Origin of the sequence: Faecalibacterium sp. Marseille-Q4137 (genome assembly GCF_017377535.1) — a bacterium.
Classification (GTDB): Bacteria; Bacillota; Clostridia; order Oscillospirales; family Ruminococcaceae; genus Faecalibacterium; species Faecalibacterium duncaniae.
This window is the reverse complement of the sequence record NZ_JAFREK010000018.1, coordinates 1-14,251: the sequence shown is the minus strand read 5'-3', so window position 1 is coordinate 14,251 and position 14,251 is coordinate 1. Positions and strand designations below refer to the sequence as shown.

The following is a 14,251-nucleotide window of genomic DNA, read 5'->3' as shown; positions in this document are numbered from 1 at the left end:
GAGGGCTGTTTGTTACCTAAATCTTAACATAGAACCCCAGTTTCCGCAAGGGATTTTTGTAAAATTCGTGTCAAGGAATCCCACAATAGTCATACTGTTTTGGTAAAACGTTTGAAAATTCCGAGAAAAAGGGCAAAGCCCCGCATCCCATGGAAAGGGTGCAGGGCTTTGCCGCATTCAGAAAAGAGGGTCAGAGGATCGGGGGACGATTCTCAGACAGCATCAGATGGCATGGTATTCCTTGAGGAACTTCTCAAGGTCGGTGCCCTCGATCTTCTTGAGCACTTCCTTGAGGGCCACCCGCTGGATGAAGGGCAGATCCATATCAGTGATCTTCTTGCCGTCACGCAGTTTGACCGTTGCATCGATCAGGCTGCGGACATCATAGGTGCTGCCCCAGACCTCGGGCACGCCGCGGTCGATGTTGAGCAGGGTATAAACCGCTTCCATACCGGTGCGCATGGAGTACTCGGTGGTGAAGATGGTGTCACGGCCGGTCTCGGCAAACTGGCCCAGGAAGGCGAAGTTGACAGCGCCCTGGGGCACGATGTCGGGGCGGTCGCCGAAGGCACGGGGCATGAAGAAGGCATCGATATAGGGCATCATCACAGGCACGGTGTTGGCGCTGTGCTCAGCCAGCTCGGCAATGTCCTCCTCGGGCACACCGATGTGGTACAGCCACTCCATGCAGATCTCGCGGCCGGTGCAGTCGCGCATGGGCTTCTTGACGTAATCGCCGGGCTTGTCGCTGAACAGGCCGTAGACCCAGACGCAGAGCTGGTTCTTGGGCTGGTCACGGAACTGCTGCTGGCGGTTCAGGGTCCAGCTGAGCAGCCAGCTGGAATCCTTGACCGTGACGATGCCGCCGGTGACGGTGTGGCCGCTGAAGGGGTCACGCTTGCAGATCTTCTTGATATACTGGGGGATCTTGTCGTCCAGGGTGGTGATGGTGGCGCTTTCCCAGTTGGACAGCTCCGGCTGAGAGCAGAACTTTTCGGGATGGCCGAAGGAGGGGTCCTGTGCGGCGATCTTCTTCCACAGATCCCAGCCGTTGCCCGGCCTGATGGTGGGATCAAAGCCTGCGGCCTTGTCCTGAGAGCCGATGGTGCAGCTCTCCACGCAGCCGCCGTTGGTGATGAAGAGCAGGTCGTTCTCGGTGAGGTCGATGGTCCTGCTCTCACCCTTGTGATCCACGGTCACGCTGCTGGCCTGCTTTTTGCCGCCCTCGATCCGGAACTGGACATCGGTGACTTTGGTCTCGTACTGGAAGTCCACGCCGTGATCCTTCAGGTAGGTGACCATGGGCAGGATGATGGACTCGTACTGGTTGTAGCGGGTAAAGCGCAGGGCGGTGAAATCGGGCAGACCGCCGATGTGGTGGATATAGCGCTTGAGGTAGAGCTTCATCTCCAGCGCGCTGTGCCAGTTCTCAAAGGCGAACATGGTGCGCCAGTACATCCAGAAGTTGGAGGAGAATACCTCATCGTCAAAGATATCGGTGATCTTTTTATCCTGCAGCTGCTCGTCCGGGGTGAAGAAGAGCTTCATGATCTCCATGGCACCCTGATCGGAGATGGCGAATTTGCCATCGGTGTGGGCATCCTGGCCGCGGTTGACAGTGGCACGGCAGAGGGACTTGTTGGGGTCCTCCTTGTTCAGCCAGTAATACTCGTCCAGCACGCTGGCACCCTCGGTCTCCAGCGAGGGGATGGAGCGGAGCAGATCCCACATGACCTCGAAATGGTTGTCCATCTCACGGCCGCCGCGCATGACATAGCCGATATCGTACTTGTAGCCGTCGCAGGCACCGCCGGGCAGCGGGTCCTTCTCAAGCACATGGATGTGGTCGCCCTGCATCTGGCCGTCACGGACCAGGTAGCAGGCGGCAGTCAGGGCCGCCAGACCGGAGCCGATGAGGTAAGCAGATTTATTGTCAACGCCCTCAGGCTTTTTGGGGTGTGCAAATGCTTCGTAGTTGCCACTGGAATAATACATACTGGGAACCTCCTGTAAATCGTATTGGGAAGACCGCGTTCATGGTTCTGTGTCGTCTTCCCTTTCGTTGTGCCTAGTATACCCCAGTGGTTTTTTCAGAACAACAAACAAATCCTGAACAGTGTATAAAATTTATACAAAACACAACCATTGTCGGAAATATGGCAAAACTGTGTATAACCCCCCAGTCACCTGCGGTGACAGCCCCCGCTAATAGGGGGGCCTTTGGCATTGCATAAAGCTTTGCAAGTCTCCCTTTCCGCACAGACTGCACCATTATGCCAAGGGCTCCCCTACTAGGGGAGCTGGCGCAAAGCGCCTGAGGGGTTTAGTCCAACAAAAAAAGCGCTCACCCTCCAGGGAAGGTGAACGCTTGCGTTTCTTTATCAGTTATTTTGTTTCGGGTGCCACCTCAAAATCGACCTTGCCGAGGTTGATATCGGCGCGGACGATGGTGATCATCATGCTGTCGCCCAGGCTCCAGGTCTTGCCGGAGGCGGGGTCAGAAAGGCGGATCCCCTCGGTGAGGGTGGTGCCGGTGGCGGTCAGGCTGGAAGCAGGCACAAAGCCCTCCACGCCGTTCTCCAGCTCCACAAAGATGCCGCGCTGGGTCACACCGGAGATGATGCCCTCGTAGCACTCACCCAGATGGCGGCGGGCGTACTCGGCCTTGTAGTAATCCTCGGCCTTGCGCTCGATCTGAACGGCCAGCACTTCCCGCTCGCTGGACTGTTTGGAGGCCTTCTCCGCGAAATCGGTGTAGCGGACGATCATGGTCTCCTTGTCGGTGCCGCTGAGCAGGTCGGTCATCATGCGATGGATGGCCAGATCCGGGTAGCGGCGGATGGGGCTGGTGAAGTGGGCGTAATCCTTGAGCACCAGACCATAGTGGCCCTTGGGCTTTTCCTCATAGCAGGCCTTGGACATGCAGCGGAGCATTCCGGTGTTGACGATCTGCTCAAACGGGGTGCCGCGCACACCTTCCAGAATGGCGCTCAGCTCCTTGGGGGTGGGCACTTCCTTGGCAAAGTGGTCGTTGATGCCGCAGGCCTGCAGCAGGCTGTGCAGGCGCTCCAGCTTCTCGCCGTTGGGCTCCTCGTGGACACGGTAGACAAAGGGGATCTGCTTGACCCGGGCAAAGTGGGCGGCGCACTGGTTGGCCAGCAGCATGAACTCCTCGATCATGGCCTCGCTCTCGCCGGAGGTGCGCTTTTTCACATCGATGCAGTGGCCGTTCTCATCCAGAATGAGCTTGACTTCCCCGCTCTCGAAATCGATGCAGCCGCGCTCCTTGCGCAGGCGGGCGCGGTGGGCGTACAGCTCCTTCATGGCGGGCAGCTGATCCAGCACCTCGGCGTACTTGGCCTGCGTCTCGGCATCGGCAGTGCCGGCCAGCAGGGCGTTGATCTCAGAATACACGCCCTTGACCCGGCTGCAGATGATGGACTTGACGAACTTGTAGTCGGTCAGATTGCCGTCCTGATCCAGACGCATCAGGCAGGAGAACGCCAGGCGCAGCTCCTTCTCGTTCAGGGAGCAGATGCCGTTGGAAAGGCTCTTGGGCAGCATGGGCACGACCTGATCCGCATAGTAGACCGAGGTGGCGCGGTTGAAGGCCTCCTCGTTCAGCTCACTGCCGGGCTTGACGTAGTGGGAGACATCGGCGATGTGAACGCCCAGCTCATAGCCGCCACCGGGGAGCCGGGTCAGGCTGACGGCATCGTCGATATCCTTGGTCTCGGCGCTGTCGATGGTGAAGATGGGCAGAGCGCGCAGATCCATGCGGCCCTTGCAGTCCTCCTCGGACACGGTCATGTCCTCGAACTTCTTGGCCTCGTCCCGCACCTTCTCGGGGAAACGGGTGTGGATGTCCTTGGCATAGAGCAGGGCCTTGGCGCAGCGCTTGGCCTCCTCGCAGCTGCCAAAGCGCATGGAAACGCCCACGCGGTGGTCCTCCTGCCGGGTCCCGCGCTGCAGGATCTCCACAGCCACCTTGTCGCCGTCCTTCGCGCCGCCCTCGCAGTCGCGCTGGATGGTCATGGAGATGGCCGGGCAGTCATCGGGCACGAACTTCAGGCGGCCCTCGATGCGGCGGGCAGTGCCCACCATGTCGTTCTTCTGCTCGAGCACGGCAAGGATCTCGCCCTCATCGCTGCCCTCCACCCGGGGGTGGGCAAACTTTTCCACCAGAACGGAGTCGCCGGGCATGGCACCGCGGGTGAAGCGGCCCGGGATGAAGATATCGCCGGATTCATCCTCCAGCATCACAAAGGCAAAGTTCTTGCCCAACTTGACCACCTTGCAGAGCAGGGCCTTTTCGGCACGGCCGGAGCGGGCAGTGAAGAACACGCCGGACTTCTGGCAGACCACAGCGTCGTGCACCAGCTCGTCCAGAGCCTCCATCACCTTGCGGTCAGCGGAACGGTCGCCGCCGAACTTTGCCTTGAGGTCCTTGACCATGCAGGGCTGGTTCTGGATGGCATGTTCAATTTTATCGCGTAATGACATATTTTTCTCCTTAACACTTTTCCGGCATTCTCCAACGGAACCCGGACGACATCTTTCCCACTAAAGGTTGCAGACAGAAAAACAGCCCCGCCTTACACGGGGCTGTACACGGGTGCTCAGGCCAGACGGCTGGCGAACACACAGGCCAGGATAGCCACCACAAAGAACACGATGCCTGCAATGCGGGTCACCTTGGCCAGCATCTGATCCGCAGGGGTCAGGCGTGCATTGTTGGCACCGCCCACACCACCGTTGATGGCACCGGCCAGACCCTGACCGTGGGTGTGCTGCATCAGGGTGAGGAGGATGATGACGGCCGAGACGACCAGTAGGATGGCACCGCCGACGATTTCAATGACAGACATGGATGGAACGCTCCTTTTATCTTTAGTTTCATAGAGACTGCATACAAATACAAGTGTATGATAGCACAAAAGCCCGGGAAATGCAAGAAAAACCGTGGGCTATGGGGCCAGAATTTCCAGCCCTGCCGCCACCCGGGCAAAGATGGCCGCGCTGGAAAAGGCAGGCTCAGCCTGCGTGTCCTGCAGCACCACGATGGTATAGCGGGGCTGCTCTGCCGGGACAAAGCCCGCAAACCAGTAATTTTTCAGCTCTGTGCCGCCGGAAAACTGGCCGGTCTGGGCCGTGCCGGTCTTGCCTGCCGCGGTCTGGCCGGGCAGGGCAGCCTCATGGCCGGTGCCCCCGGCCACCACACCCGCCAGCAGGGCCTGCAGGGCGGCGGCGGTGCGCTTTGTAAGCACCCGCCTGCTCCGGACATGGGAAAGCGCCGTGAGGGGCGCGCCGGTGGTCTCGTCCAGAGTGGTCTCCAGCAGCAGCGGGGTGCGGCAGATCCCCCCGCAGGCAATGGTGTTCATCATGGCGGCGACCTGGAGGGGGGATGCCAGCAGCTCCCCCTGCCCAAAGCAGAAATTGGCGTAGGCCCCGCTGGACGCAAGAGCCTCCCGCTCCGGCAGGACCCCAGCCGCCGTGTGCAGGGCATCGGTGAGCGGGATCGCCTGCCCGAAGCCCAGCTGCTCTGCCATGGCGCGGACAGCATCGGCCCCCAGCGCCTGCCCCAGCCGGATGAAGTAGCCGTTGCAGCTCTTTTCCAGCGCGCCGGCCAGATCCACCTCACCATGGGGAATGCCGCCCGCACAGCGGAAGATTCGGCCATCCACCGCGCACCAGCCGGGGCAGGTGTAGACAAAGCCGCTCTCCCCTGCCTCCAGCGCCGCTGCCGCCACCACCGGCTTGAACACCGAGCCCACGGCATAGCACTGAAACGCCCGCTCCAGCAGGGGGCTGTCCGGGGCGTTCAGGCTGGCCGAAATATTCTCCGGGTCATAGCCGGGGCGGCTGACGCAGGCCCGCACCTTGGCGTTGGCGGTGTCCAGCACCAGGATGCAGCCGCTCTGCATCGTCTCGTTGGCCACGGCTTCGGCGGTCTGCTGGATCTCCCGGGAAAGGGTCAGCTGCACCCCCACGGCCCCGCTGTCGGCGGGGGTGAGGACGGGCTCGGCCCGCAGCTTTCCCTGGGCGTTGACGGTGCAGAGCAGGGTATCCCCCGCCCCGCTGCCGGTGAGCAGATCATCAAAGGCGGCTTCCAGCCCGGCGGCACCGTGGCCCTCGCCATCGAGATACCCCAGCAGCTGCACTGCCAGCGGGGCGGCAGAGCTTCGCCGTGCCGCTGGCCAGCAGGAAACGCCCAGCGCGGAAACGTCCCGGTCCACCTCCAACAGAAACGGGGACGCGGCGTTCCGCTTCTGGTAGAGCGTCGCCTGCCCGGCGGCATCGGTGTAGGCGAACAGGCGGGCATAGCTGCCCTCCCCGGGCACGCAGAGGGCCATCCAGCGGGTGGTCAGCCCCGTGAGGAGCTGGCCCCTGTGATCATAAAAATTGCCCCGCCGGGCGGGCAGGTGGAGGGTGACCACGCTCTGCGCCGCCGCCCGGGCCCCGTAGGCCGTGTCGGAGCAGAGCCAGTACAGGCGGCAGACCACCGCCGCAAAGCAGAACAGCAAGGCCCCATACAGGGCCAGCACCCGTTTGCCGGACATGAAAACGCCCCCTCTCCCGCTTAGGATGGGCAGGAAAGGGGGCATTGATGCGTTCAGGAGCAGATTTTTCGGACGAGCTCAGCGGCGCGGGCGGCATCCTCGGCCGTGGCGGTGCCGTTGTAGCGGGCTTTGAGGTAGATCTGGCGCAGCTCGGCCTCGGCGGCAAAGTCCATACCGAAAGCGCGGCCGGTCAGGTCAAGGCTGGTATCGCCCCGCAGGATGGTCACGCCGTGGCGCTGGCAGTGGTCCAGATAGATGGCATACTCCCGCCGCACCTTGTCCACCGGGCTGAGGAAGAGCCCGGGCCAGCGGCGGACACGCTTGTGGGTACTACGCCGGACAGTGGTGTCCGTGCAGGCAGTGTCCGTGTGCCGGAACTTCTGGCGCAGGAAATGCCGCACCACCAGCACCGCACAGAGGACCGCCAGCAGGATACCGAGCACGGTCAGCATCGACATCCCGTTGATGAGCGGTTCTGCGTTCTCGGCGGCCTTTTGGGCGTTGGCGATGACCTCATCGGTAGATACGATCTCAGTGCGCTCCAACGGTTTGGGCGGAAAGAGGGTGAAGAGCCAGTGGATGAACTGCAGGATGCCGTGGAACAGCCAAGTCACACCCTGCACCACAATGTTGTTCAAAAACAGCTGCAGCACCGGCACGATCCCGCCAAAGTAAACGGCAGATGCAGCCGCCTTTGCACCGGCAACCACAACACTGCGGCTGAGCAGGAACGGCCCTGCGCACACCGCCGCCAGCACGCCGCCGGAAAGCAGCAGATAGCCCGGCCGGGTGGAGATCTCCGGGTCCTGCCGGGTGGTGCGGTTGAACCCCACCAGAAGCACTGCTGCCGCCGTCGCAAAGGGCAGGGCCGCCGAAAGCACCGCGTTGGCGTTCCACAGCAGCATTGCCACTGCAAAGAAGGGCCATACCCGGCAGAGCCAGCGCAGACGCTCGGCCTGCCGCACCGGCGAAAGGGCAAAATCGCCGGTGTAGGCCAGCAGCACCGGGTAGACTGCCGCCGGGAAGTAGCAGAGCTTGTCCGCCCCTGTAGGCAGGAAGAGCAGCGCCGCCGCGCTCAGGGCCGCAAGAGTGGTGCGGAGGGGGCGGCTGCCCTCAAAGCAGGAGGCCAGACCAAAGCAGAAGGCAGGCCAGACCAGCACCAGCGGCATGGGTGTCCCGCCGAAGCTGGCGGCAAAAAAGCCCGCAAAGGCATAGTAAAAGCTCAGATCACCTGCCAAGCGCAGGGTATGTAAGAACATCATGCGCCCGCCTCCCCTGTCTGGGCCGTCTCTGCGGCCATTTCCGGAGTGAGCACCAGCAGCGGAATGCCAGGCAGGGGCTGCACGGCAGCACGCACAGCTTCTTCCGGCTCCGTTGTCACCACGATGCAGCTGACCTGCTCCTGCGGGTGGTAGTATTCGGCGCAGAACCGCGCGCAGGAAAGGACGGTCTGCCCGGTGGCGCGGCCCAAAATTTCCAACACCTTGCGGTAGTGTTCGGGGCCGTAGCCCTGCGGGGTTTCCAGCGGCTTTCTCCACTCCTCACCGGAGAGAGCCGCATTGAGCAGCAGGTCAAAGGCAGCGTTTGCCGCAAAGCGGTAGGACACCGCCTTTTCTTCCAGCCTCCGGCAGATTGTGCGGGCCATGGAGTAGCAGAGCTCCGCCGGTTCCGGGTGGTCGTAATCCTTGGTATCCGCATGGACTAGCACCACTGCCCGGGGCTCAGTGGTGTAATCCCACTTTTTGACCATAAGCCCCTGCCCCCGGACGCTCTGCTTCCAGGCGATGGAACGCATGGGGTCACCGCTGGTGTAGGGGCGGTAACCCGCCGTGAGAATAGGATCCTCGTAGAGATAGCGGTTCACCGAAAGCTCGCCCAGAAAACCGCCCAGCATCTCTTCCAGTTCCGGCAGAGCGCACTCCCTGGGTGGAACGATGAGCTCGTGGAAGCCACGCTCGGTGCGGGACTGTTCCACAAGACCCAGAAAGTCGCCGCCGATGACCTGCATCGGTTCCAGCACATAGCGGCCCCGGCGTTCCAGCCTGAGGGCGGTGGAGAAATCCGCCTCCTGCCCCGGGCGCAGCCAGGTGGTGAACCGCACCGTGTGACCCAAACCTGTCTGATCCTGCGTAATGTGGTGCTCCGCGCAGGGAAGAAACTCCTTGTTCAGGTGGAGCTTTGCCGCCAGGAACATCTTCCAACGGGGGCCGCTGTTCCGGACAACAAGGTGGATCACGGCGGGCTCCCCGGCTTCCACAAGATGATCCTCCACTTCCAGCCGCCCCTGCACATCGTCAAGGCTGTGGGCTGTGCTGTAACGCTCCAGCCCAAGGGCTGTGGCCACCAATAGCAGCGCGAAGATGACGGCGCTCATTCCGCACTCTCCAACGGCACAGTGATCTCGGCCAACAGCTTGCGCATCCGCAGAGCGGCGGCTTCGGCGTTCATGCTGCTGCCCAGAGAAATGCGGTGAGAAAGCACCGCCGGGGCCAGCCCTTTGATGTCCTCGGGGATGACGTATTCCCTGCCCTGCAAGGCGGCATACGCCTGCGCAGCCTGATAGAGCGCCAGCGCACCGCGGGTAGATACGCCGCTGACAAAGCCGCTCTGTGTGCGGGTGGCTTCCACGATGTCCATAAGGTAGTGCTTGACCTCCTCGGAGACCTTGACCTCCCGGTAAGCCGTGCGGACGTATGCGGTCTCCTCGGGAGTGACGACGGCCTGCAGCTCGTTCAGCACGGTCTGGGCCGAGGGGCGGGAGAGCACCTCCAGCTCCTGCTCCCGGGTCATATAGCCCAGCGACAGCCGCATGAAAAAACGGTCCATCTGGGCATCTGGCAACGGGAAGGTGCCAAAGGATTCCAGCGGATTCTGGGTGGCCAGCACCATAAAGGGCTCAGCCAGGCGGCTGGTCACGCCGTCCACGGTAATCTGCCTTTCCTCCATGGCTTCCAGCAGGGCCGACTGGGTACGGGGCGTGGCACGATTGATTTCGTCCGCCAGCACAAAGTTGGTGAAGAGCGGGCCGGGCCGGAACTCGAACTCACCGGACTTCTGGTTGTAGAAATTGATGCCGGTCAGATCGGAGGGCAGCAGGTCGGGCGTGAACTGCACCCGTTTGAAGTCCCCGCCCACCGTGCGCGCAAATGCACGCAGGAGCATGGTTTTGCCGGTGCCGGGCTTATCTTCCAGCAATACATGGCCTCCGCAGAGGAAGCTGACCAGAATTTTCTCGATAGCATCCTCCTTGCCCACAATGACGCGGGCACAGTTGGACACAACTTTTTCGCGGTAGGCGGTAAAAGCGGCAGTGTTCATTGGTGTTTCCTTTCCCAAAAACAATTTTTCTAAGTGTACTCTTGTTTGGAAAGGGTGTCAACAAAAAAGAAGGCAGAGCCTCCCGGGTGGGAAGTTCTGCCTTCTGCGGCGTATTGAATTGGTATGGGGAGCCGGTGCGGCTTAGTACATGCCGCCCATGCCGCCCATGTCACCACCGGCTGCGGGAGCAGCGGGGGGTTCGGGCAGGTCAGCGACCAGGCTCTCGGTGGTCAGCACCATCTCAGCGACGGATGCTGCGTTCTCCAGAGCGGAACGGGTGACCTTGGTGGGGTCAACGATACCGGCGGCGATCATATCCTCAACAAAGACCTCGTTCTGAGCGTCGAAGCCGTAGTTGGGCTTGTTGGCAGAGACGATCTTGTCGATGATGACGCTGCCTTCCAGACCGGCGTTCTTGGCGATCTGGCGCAGAGGTGCCTCCAGAGCCTTCAGGACGATCTTGGCACCGGTGCGCTCGTCGCCTTCCAGCGTGTCGCACAGGGCGCGCACAGCGGGGATGGCGTTGATGGGAGCAGTGCCGCCGCCAGCGACAACGCCTTCCTGAACAGCAGCCTTGGTTGCGTTCAGAGCGTCCTCGATGCGCAGCTTCTTATCCTTCATCTCGACCTCGGTAGCAGCACCGACCTTGATGACTGCAACGCCGCCGGCCAGCTTTGCCAGGCGCTCCTGCAGCTTCTCACGGTCGAAATCGCTGGTGGAAGCCTCGATCTGGTTGCGGATCTGTGCAATGCGGGCTGCAATGGCATCCTTATCGCCTGCGCCGCCCACGATGGTGGTGTTCTCCTTGGTGACCTTGACCTGACGGGCATGGCCCAGCATCTGGACGGTAGCGTCCTTCAGCTCATAGCCCAGATCAGCGGACACAACGGTGCCACCGGTCAGGGTAGCGATATCCTGCAGCATCTCCTTGCGGCGGTCGCCAAAGCCGGGAGCCTTGACAGCGCAGACGTTCAGGGTGCCGCGCAGGCGGTTGACGATCAGGGTGGACAGAGCCTCGCCCTCGATGTCCTCAGCCACGACCAGCAGCTTCATGCCGTTCTGCATGACCTGCTCCAGCAGAGGGACCAGATCCTGGATGACGCTGATCTTCCTATCGGTGATCAGGACGGCGGCGTTGTCCAGAACAGCCTCCATCTTGTCGGTATCGGTGACCATATAGGGGGTCAGGTAGCCGCGGTCAAACTGCATGCCTTCCACGATCTCGTTGTAGGTCTCGGCGGTGGTCTTGTTCTCCTCGATGGTGATGACACCGTCGGAGGTGACCTTCTCCATGGCCTCGGCGATCAGGCGGCCGATCTCGGGGTCACCGGCAGAAATGGTGCCGACGCGGGCGATATCGTTGCTGTCCTTGACCTTCTGGCTGTGGGCCTTGATGGTCTCAACGGCCTTGGCAACAGCCTTGCTCATGCCGCGGCGGATATCCATGGGGTTGGCACCGGCGGTAACGTTCTTCATGCCCTCGGTGACCATGGCCTGTGCCAGAACGGTTGCGGTGGTGGTGCCGTCGCCTGCGGCATCGTTGGTCTTGGTTGCGACCTCACGCACCAGCTGTGCGCCCATGTTCTCGAACTCGTCCTTCAGCTCGATCTCCTTGGCAATGGTCACGCCGTCATTGGTGATGACGGGTGCGCCGAACTTCTTGCCCAGCACCACATTGCGGCCCTTGGGGCCCAGGGTGATCTTCACGGTATTTGCCAGGGTATCAATACCGGCACACAGTGCCTTGCGGGCATCCTCGCCCTGCTTGATCTGTTTTGCCATAATCAAATCGCTCCTTCAAAGCTCAAATTTCAATTTCAGAGGGGAAACTTACTCCACGATGGCCAGGATATCGCCCTGACGCACGATGGTGCACTCCTCGCCGTCCACCTTGACCTCAGTACCGGAGTACTTGCTGGTCAGGACCTTATCGCCAACCTTCACGGTCATCTTGACTTCGTTGCCGTCCACGATGCCGCCGGGGCCAACAGCCACGACCTCAGCCACCTGGGGCTTCTCCTTGGCGCTGCCGGTCAGGATGAGGCCGCCCTTGGTGGTCTCCTCGACTTCAACGGCCTTGATAACAACACGGTCTGCAAGAGGAATGATCTTCATAGTTCTTGCCCTCCTATAATAAAATATAATGAAAACATTTTTGACACCTTCGGCCCGTTTCTGCCGGGCCTTTGGTTGTTTAGCACTCCTTTTCTCTGAGTGCTAAGTGTATTGTACTCATCTCAAGGGTAAAAATCAAGGGTTTTCTCAAAATTTGTTTGTTAAGAATTTATGACAACGCAAAAGCGCCCGGATATCGTATTTTTTCGTTGCGATACCCGGGCGCTTTTTCTCCTGTTTCAACCTGCTTTCGGCGTGAGCCATTCCTCCACCTTCTCGGTGCTGTACTCCACCATATCAGCGATTTCCTCAATGGAGTATCCCTTTCGGTACAATTTCTGCGCCATCATTCTGGCCTGTTCTTCCCGGCCTTCCGTATAACTTTCCACTCTCAGGTCTTCCATCACTTTACACATTTCGCTCACTCCTTTCGGGTTTTCTTTCAGATAGCGTGTTCTCTCTGCCAGCAGTTCAAAATTCATTTCATCCGCACTGGTGCAATTGAAATCGTGCATCAGCCTGCCGATCTCTGAATCATCCCGGTATTCCCCATTCACATACAGGATATGGGCACCATCATTGAACGGGCGGTTCAGCGTCAGATTCATGTTCTGGATCGTATAGACCGGCTCGCCAGCCTTGTAGTAATCATTTTCCGTGATGAAAATAACATAGGTATCCGGCAGTTCTTTATAATCCTGCTTTTCGTCCAGATTTTCCACGTCCATCACACTGGAATGATATCTTGCCCGGTGCGGGTCTGCGCCATTGTCCGCGCGCTGGACCTCAATGTCATACTTCTTGCCCGCACTGTCGGTTGCATAGGCATCCAGACAGATTGAACGCGCACCGGTCACTCGCTTCATATCAGCCTGTGTCTCGCATTTTGTCAGGATCAGATCAGGCTTTCCGGTAATGATCCGAAGCACCAACTCTGCCAGCGGAAGATTTTCCTTAAAGAGCCCTCGCATAAAGGTATCATCCATAGGGCGAAAGCTGCGCAGACGGTCAAGGTCTTCCTGATGCCGCTTTTCTTTTTTCTCTGCATCCGACCAGTTCATAGCCCCATCCCTCCTGCTTTTTCCAAACATCTTCTTACGGGTTCATCTTATCATAGAATTCTTCATAAATCAAGCGTATTTCTGTAAATTTTATACCACGGCGTGTTTCGCCACAAACCGCTCATACGCCGGGGCGGGCAGGAGGATGCGGCCGCTCAGGGGGCGCAGAACAGCCTCCACCGCATCACAGGGGGCGCACTCGCCGTCGGCGGTGGCAACGATAGGGCCGCGGCCATCGGCGGGGCGCAGCGCCACCCGCCGGGCACGGCGGTAGAGGAAGTAGGGCTTTGCCTCCTCGGTGAGCTGGCCGTTCACAAAGTGCCGACCGCTCTTGTACATCCCCAGCAGCTTGGCAATGGTCAGCCGCCCCACCCTGCGGACGATCATCACGTCCAGCCAGCCGTCGGCGGGGTCGGCCTCGGGGGCGGCAAGGAAGCCGCCGCCATAGGCCCGGCCATTGCAGATGGCGCACATCAGGCAGTCCACGGTCAGTTCCTCGTCATCGATGGTAAAGGTGACCCTGCGGCCGATGTGGCCGCAGAGCTGCTCCACAATGGAGAGCAGGTAGGACACCTCGCCGCCGCACAGGGGGATGCGCCGGAACTTGGGGATGCCGTAGGCCACCTGCGCGTCCAGACCCGCCGCGCAGATGGTGGCAGACAGGCCCAGATTGGTCTCCAGCAAGTCGATGGTCACTTCCCCGCCCGCCAGCTGGGCATCGAGGTCGGTGAACTCTGCCCGGGTGCCGTAGGTGCGCAGGAAGTCGTTGCCGCTGCCGTAGGGCAGGCAGCCCACAGCGGCGTTGGCAAAGCCCTGCACGCCGGTCATGGCTTCCATGAAGGTTCCGTCGCCGCCCGCTGTCCAGATGCGCAGGCTGTCCCCTGCCCGCGCGGCCTCCTGGGCTGCGGCACGGGCCAGCTCCCGGGCGTGGCCCGCATATTCGGTGGTGTGGATGGTATAATCCGCCTCGCTCCACCCGGCCCGGGCGGCAGCGGCTCTGATCTGCGGGATGAGCTGGACAGTGCAGTCCTGCTTGCCCGCAGCGGGATTCAGTAAAAACAAATAGCGCATGGTTTCCTCCTTGGGGCGTTTCGCTTTCTCTATGATAAACGAAAACGCCGGAGGATGCAAGGGGGATGATCAACCCCACCGTCATTGCTTCGCAATGCCACCGCCCCTAATAGGGGCGGCCTTGGC

At 60.7% G+C, this 14,251-nt stretch carries 11 protein-coding genes; all 11 read right to left on the bottom strand.

Features of this window, described 5'->3' with window-relative positions:
* Positions 1 to 222: 222 nt before the first annotated feature.
* On the bottom strand, positions 223 to 1,995 hold the full coding sequence (locus J3353_RS08850) for an oleate hydratase (RefSeq protein WP_207684679.1): 1,773 nt from the start codon (positions 1,993 to 1,995) through the stop codon (positions 223 to 225).
* Positions 1,996 to 2,385: 390 nt separating this feature from the next.
* Positions 2,386 to 4,503 carry a ribonuclease R gene (rnr, locus tag J3353_RS08845; protein WP_207684678.1) on the bottom strand — a complete coding sequence of 706 codons (2,118 nt, stop codon included), beginning with the start codon at positions 4,501 to 4,503 and terminating at the stop codon, positions 2,386 to 2,388.
* Positions 4,504 to 4,619: 116 nt separating this feature from the next.
* Positions 4,620 to 4,868 carry a preprotein translocase subunit SecG gene (secG, locus tag J3353_RS08840; protein ID WP_005932601.1) on the bottom strand — a complete coding sequence of 83 codons (249 nt, stop codon included), beginning with the start codon at positions 4,866 to 4,868 and terminating at the stop codon, positions 4,620 to 4,622.
* Positions 4,869 to 4,967: 99 nt separating this feature from the next.
* Positions 4,968 to 6,560 (bottom strand): penicillin-binding protein 2, encoded by a 1,593-nt coding sequence (locus J3353_RS08835; protein WP_207684677.1) that lies wholly within the window; start codon positions 6,558 to 6,560, stop codon positions 4,968 to 4,970.
* Between the two features lie 53 nt (positions 6,561 to 6,613).
* Complete coding sequence (locus tag J3353_RS08830; protein ID WP_207684676.1) at positions 6,614 to 7,822, bottom strand: hypothetical protein; 1,209 nt, start codon at positions 7,820 to 7,822, stop codon at positions 6,614 to 6,616.
* Positions 7,819 to 8,934 carry a DUF58 domain-containing protein gene (locus J3353_RS08825; RefSeq protein ID WP_207684675.1) on the bottom strand — a complete coding sequence of 372 codons (1,116 nt, stop codon included), beginning with the start codon at positions 8,932 to 8,934 and terminating at the stop codon, positions 7,819 to 7,821. The genes J3353_RS08830 and J3353_RS08825 overlap by 4 nt, the downstream gene beginning before the upstream one ends.
* Positions 8,931 to 9,878: a MoxR family ATPase gene (locus J3353_RS08820; protein ID WP_207684674.1), complete on the bottom strand. Its 948-nt coding sequence runs from the start codon at positions 9,876 to 9,878 to the stop codon at positions 8,931 to 8,933. The genes J3353_RS08825 and J3353_RS08820 overlap by 4 nt, the downstream gene beginning before the upstream one ends.
* A 141-nt stretch (positions 9,879 to 10,019) precedes the next feature.
* A complete protein-coding gene (gene groL / locus J3353_RS08815; RefSeq protein WP_207684673.1) occupies positions 10,020 to 11,660 on the bottom strand; it encodes a chaperonin GroEL in 1,641 nt (546 codons plus the stop codon).
* A 48-nt stretch (positions 11,661 to 11,708) separates the two neighbouring features.
* Positions 11,709 to 11,993, bottom strand: coding sequence for a co-chaperone GroES (gene groES, locus J3353_RS08810; RefSeq protein WP_005932536.1), 285 nt, complete (start codon positions 11,991 to 11,993; stop codon positions 11,709 to 11,711).
* A 239-nt stretch (positions 11,994 to 12,232) separates the two neighbouring features.
* A complete protein-coding gene (locus tag J3353_RS08805) occupies positions 12,233 to 13,054 on the bottom strand; it encodes a PD-(D/E)XK nuclease family transposase (RefSeq protein ID WP_117533065.1) in 822 nt (273 codons plus the stop codon).
* Between the two features lie 90 nt (positions 13,055 to 13,144).
* Positions 13,145 to 14,125 carry a diacylglycerol kinase family protein gene (locus J3353_RS08800; protein ID WP_207684672.1) on the bottom strand — a complete coding sequence of 327 codons (981 nt, stop codon included), beginning with the start codon at positions 14,123 to 14,125 and terminating at the stop codon, positions 13,145 to 13,147.
* Positions 14,126 to 14,251: the final 126 nt, after the last annotated feature.

Bases quoted from the DNA above. Each gene is read 5' to 3' on its own strand.
- J3353_RS08850 (WP_207684679.1), bottom strand. From the start codon at position 1,995: ATGTATTATTCCAGTGGCAACTACGAAGCATTTGCACACCCCAAAAAG.
- rnr (WP_207684678.1), bottom strand. From the start codon at position 4,503: ATGTCATTACGCGATAAAATTGAACATGCCATCCAGAACCAGCCCTGC.
- secG (WP_005932601.1), bottom strand. From the start codon at position 4,868: ATGTCTGTCATTGAAATCGTCGGCGGTGCCATCCTACTGGTCGTCTCG.
- J3353_RS08835 (WP_207684677.1), bottom strand. From the start codon at position 6,560: ATGTCCGGCAAACGGGTGCTGGCCCTGTATGGGGCCTTGCTGTTCTGC.
- J3353_RS08830 (WP_207684676.1), bottom strand. From the start codon at position 7,822: ATGATGTTCTTACATACCCTGCGCTTGGCAGGTGATCTGAGCTTTTAC.
- J3353_RS08825 (WP_207684675.1), bottom strand. From the start codon at position 8,934: ATGAGCGCCGTCATCTTCGCGCTGCTATTGGTGGCCACAGCCCTTGGG.
- J3353_RS08820 (WP_207684674.1), bottom strand. From the start codon at position 9,878: ATGAACACTGCCGCTTTTACCGCCTACCGCGAAAAAGTTGTGTCCAAC.
- groL (WP_207684673.1), bottom strand. From the start codon at position 11,660: ATGGCAAAACAGATCAAGCAGGGCGAGGATGCCCGCAAGGCACTGTGT.
- groES (WP_005932536.1), bottom strand. From the start codon at position 11,993: ATGAAGATCATTCCTCTTGCAGACCGTGTTGTTATCAAGGCCGTTGAA.
- J3353_RS08805 (WP_117533065.1), bottom strand. From the start codon at position 13,054: ATGAACTGGTCGGATGCAGAGAAAAAAGAAAAGCGGCATCAGGAAGAC.
- J3353_RS08800 (WP_207684672.1), bottom strand. From the start codon at position 14,125: ATGCGCTATTTGTTTTTACTGAATCCCGCTGCGGGCAAGCAGGACTGC.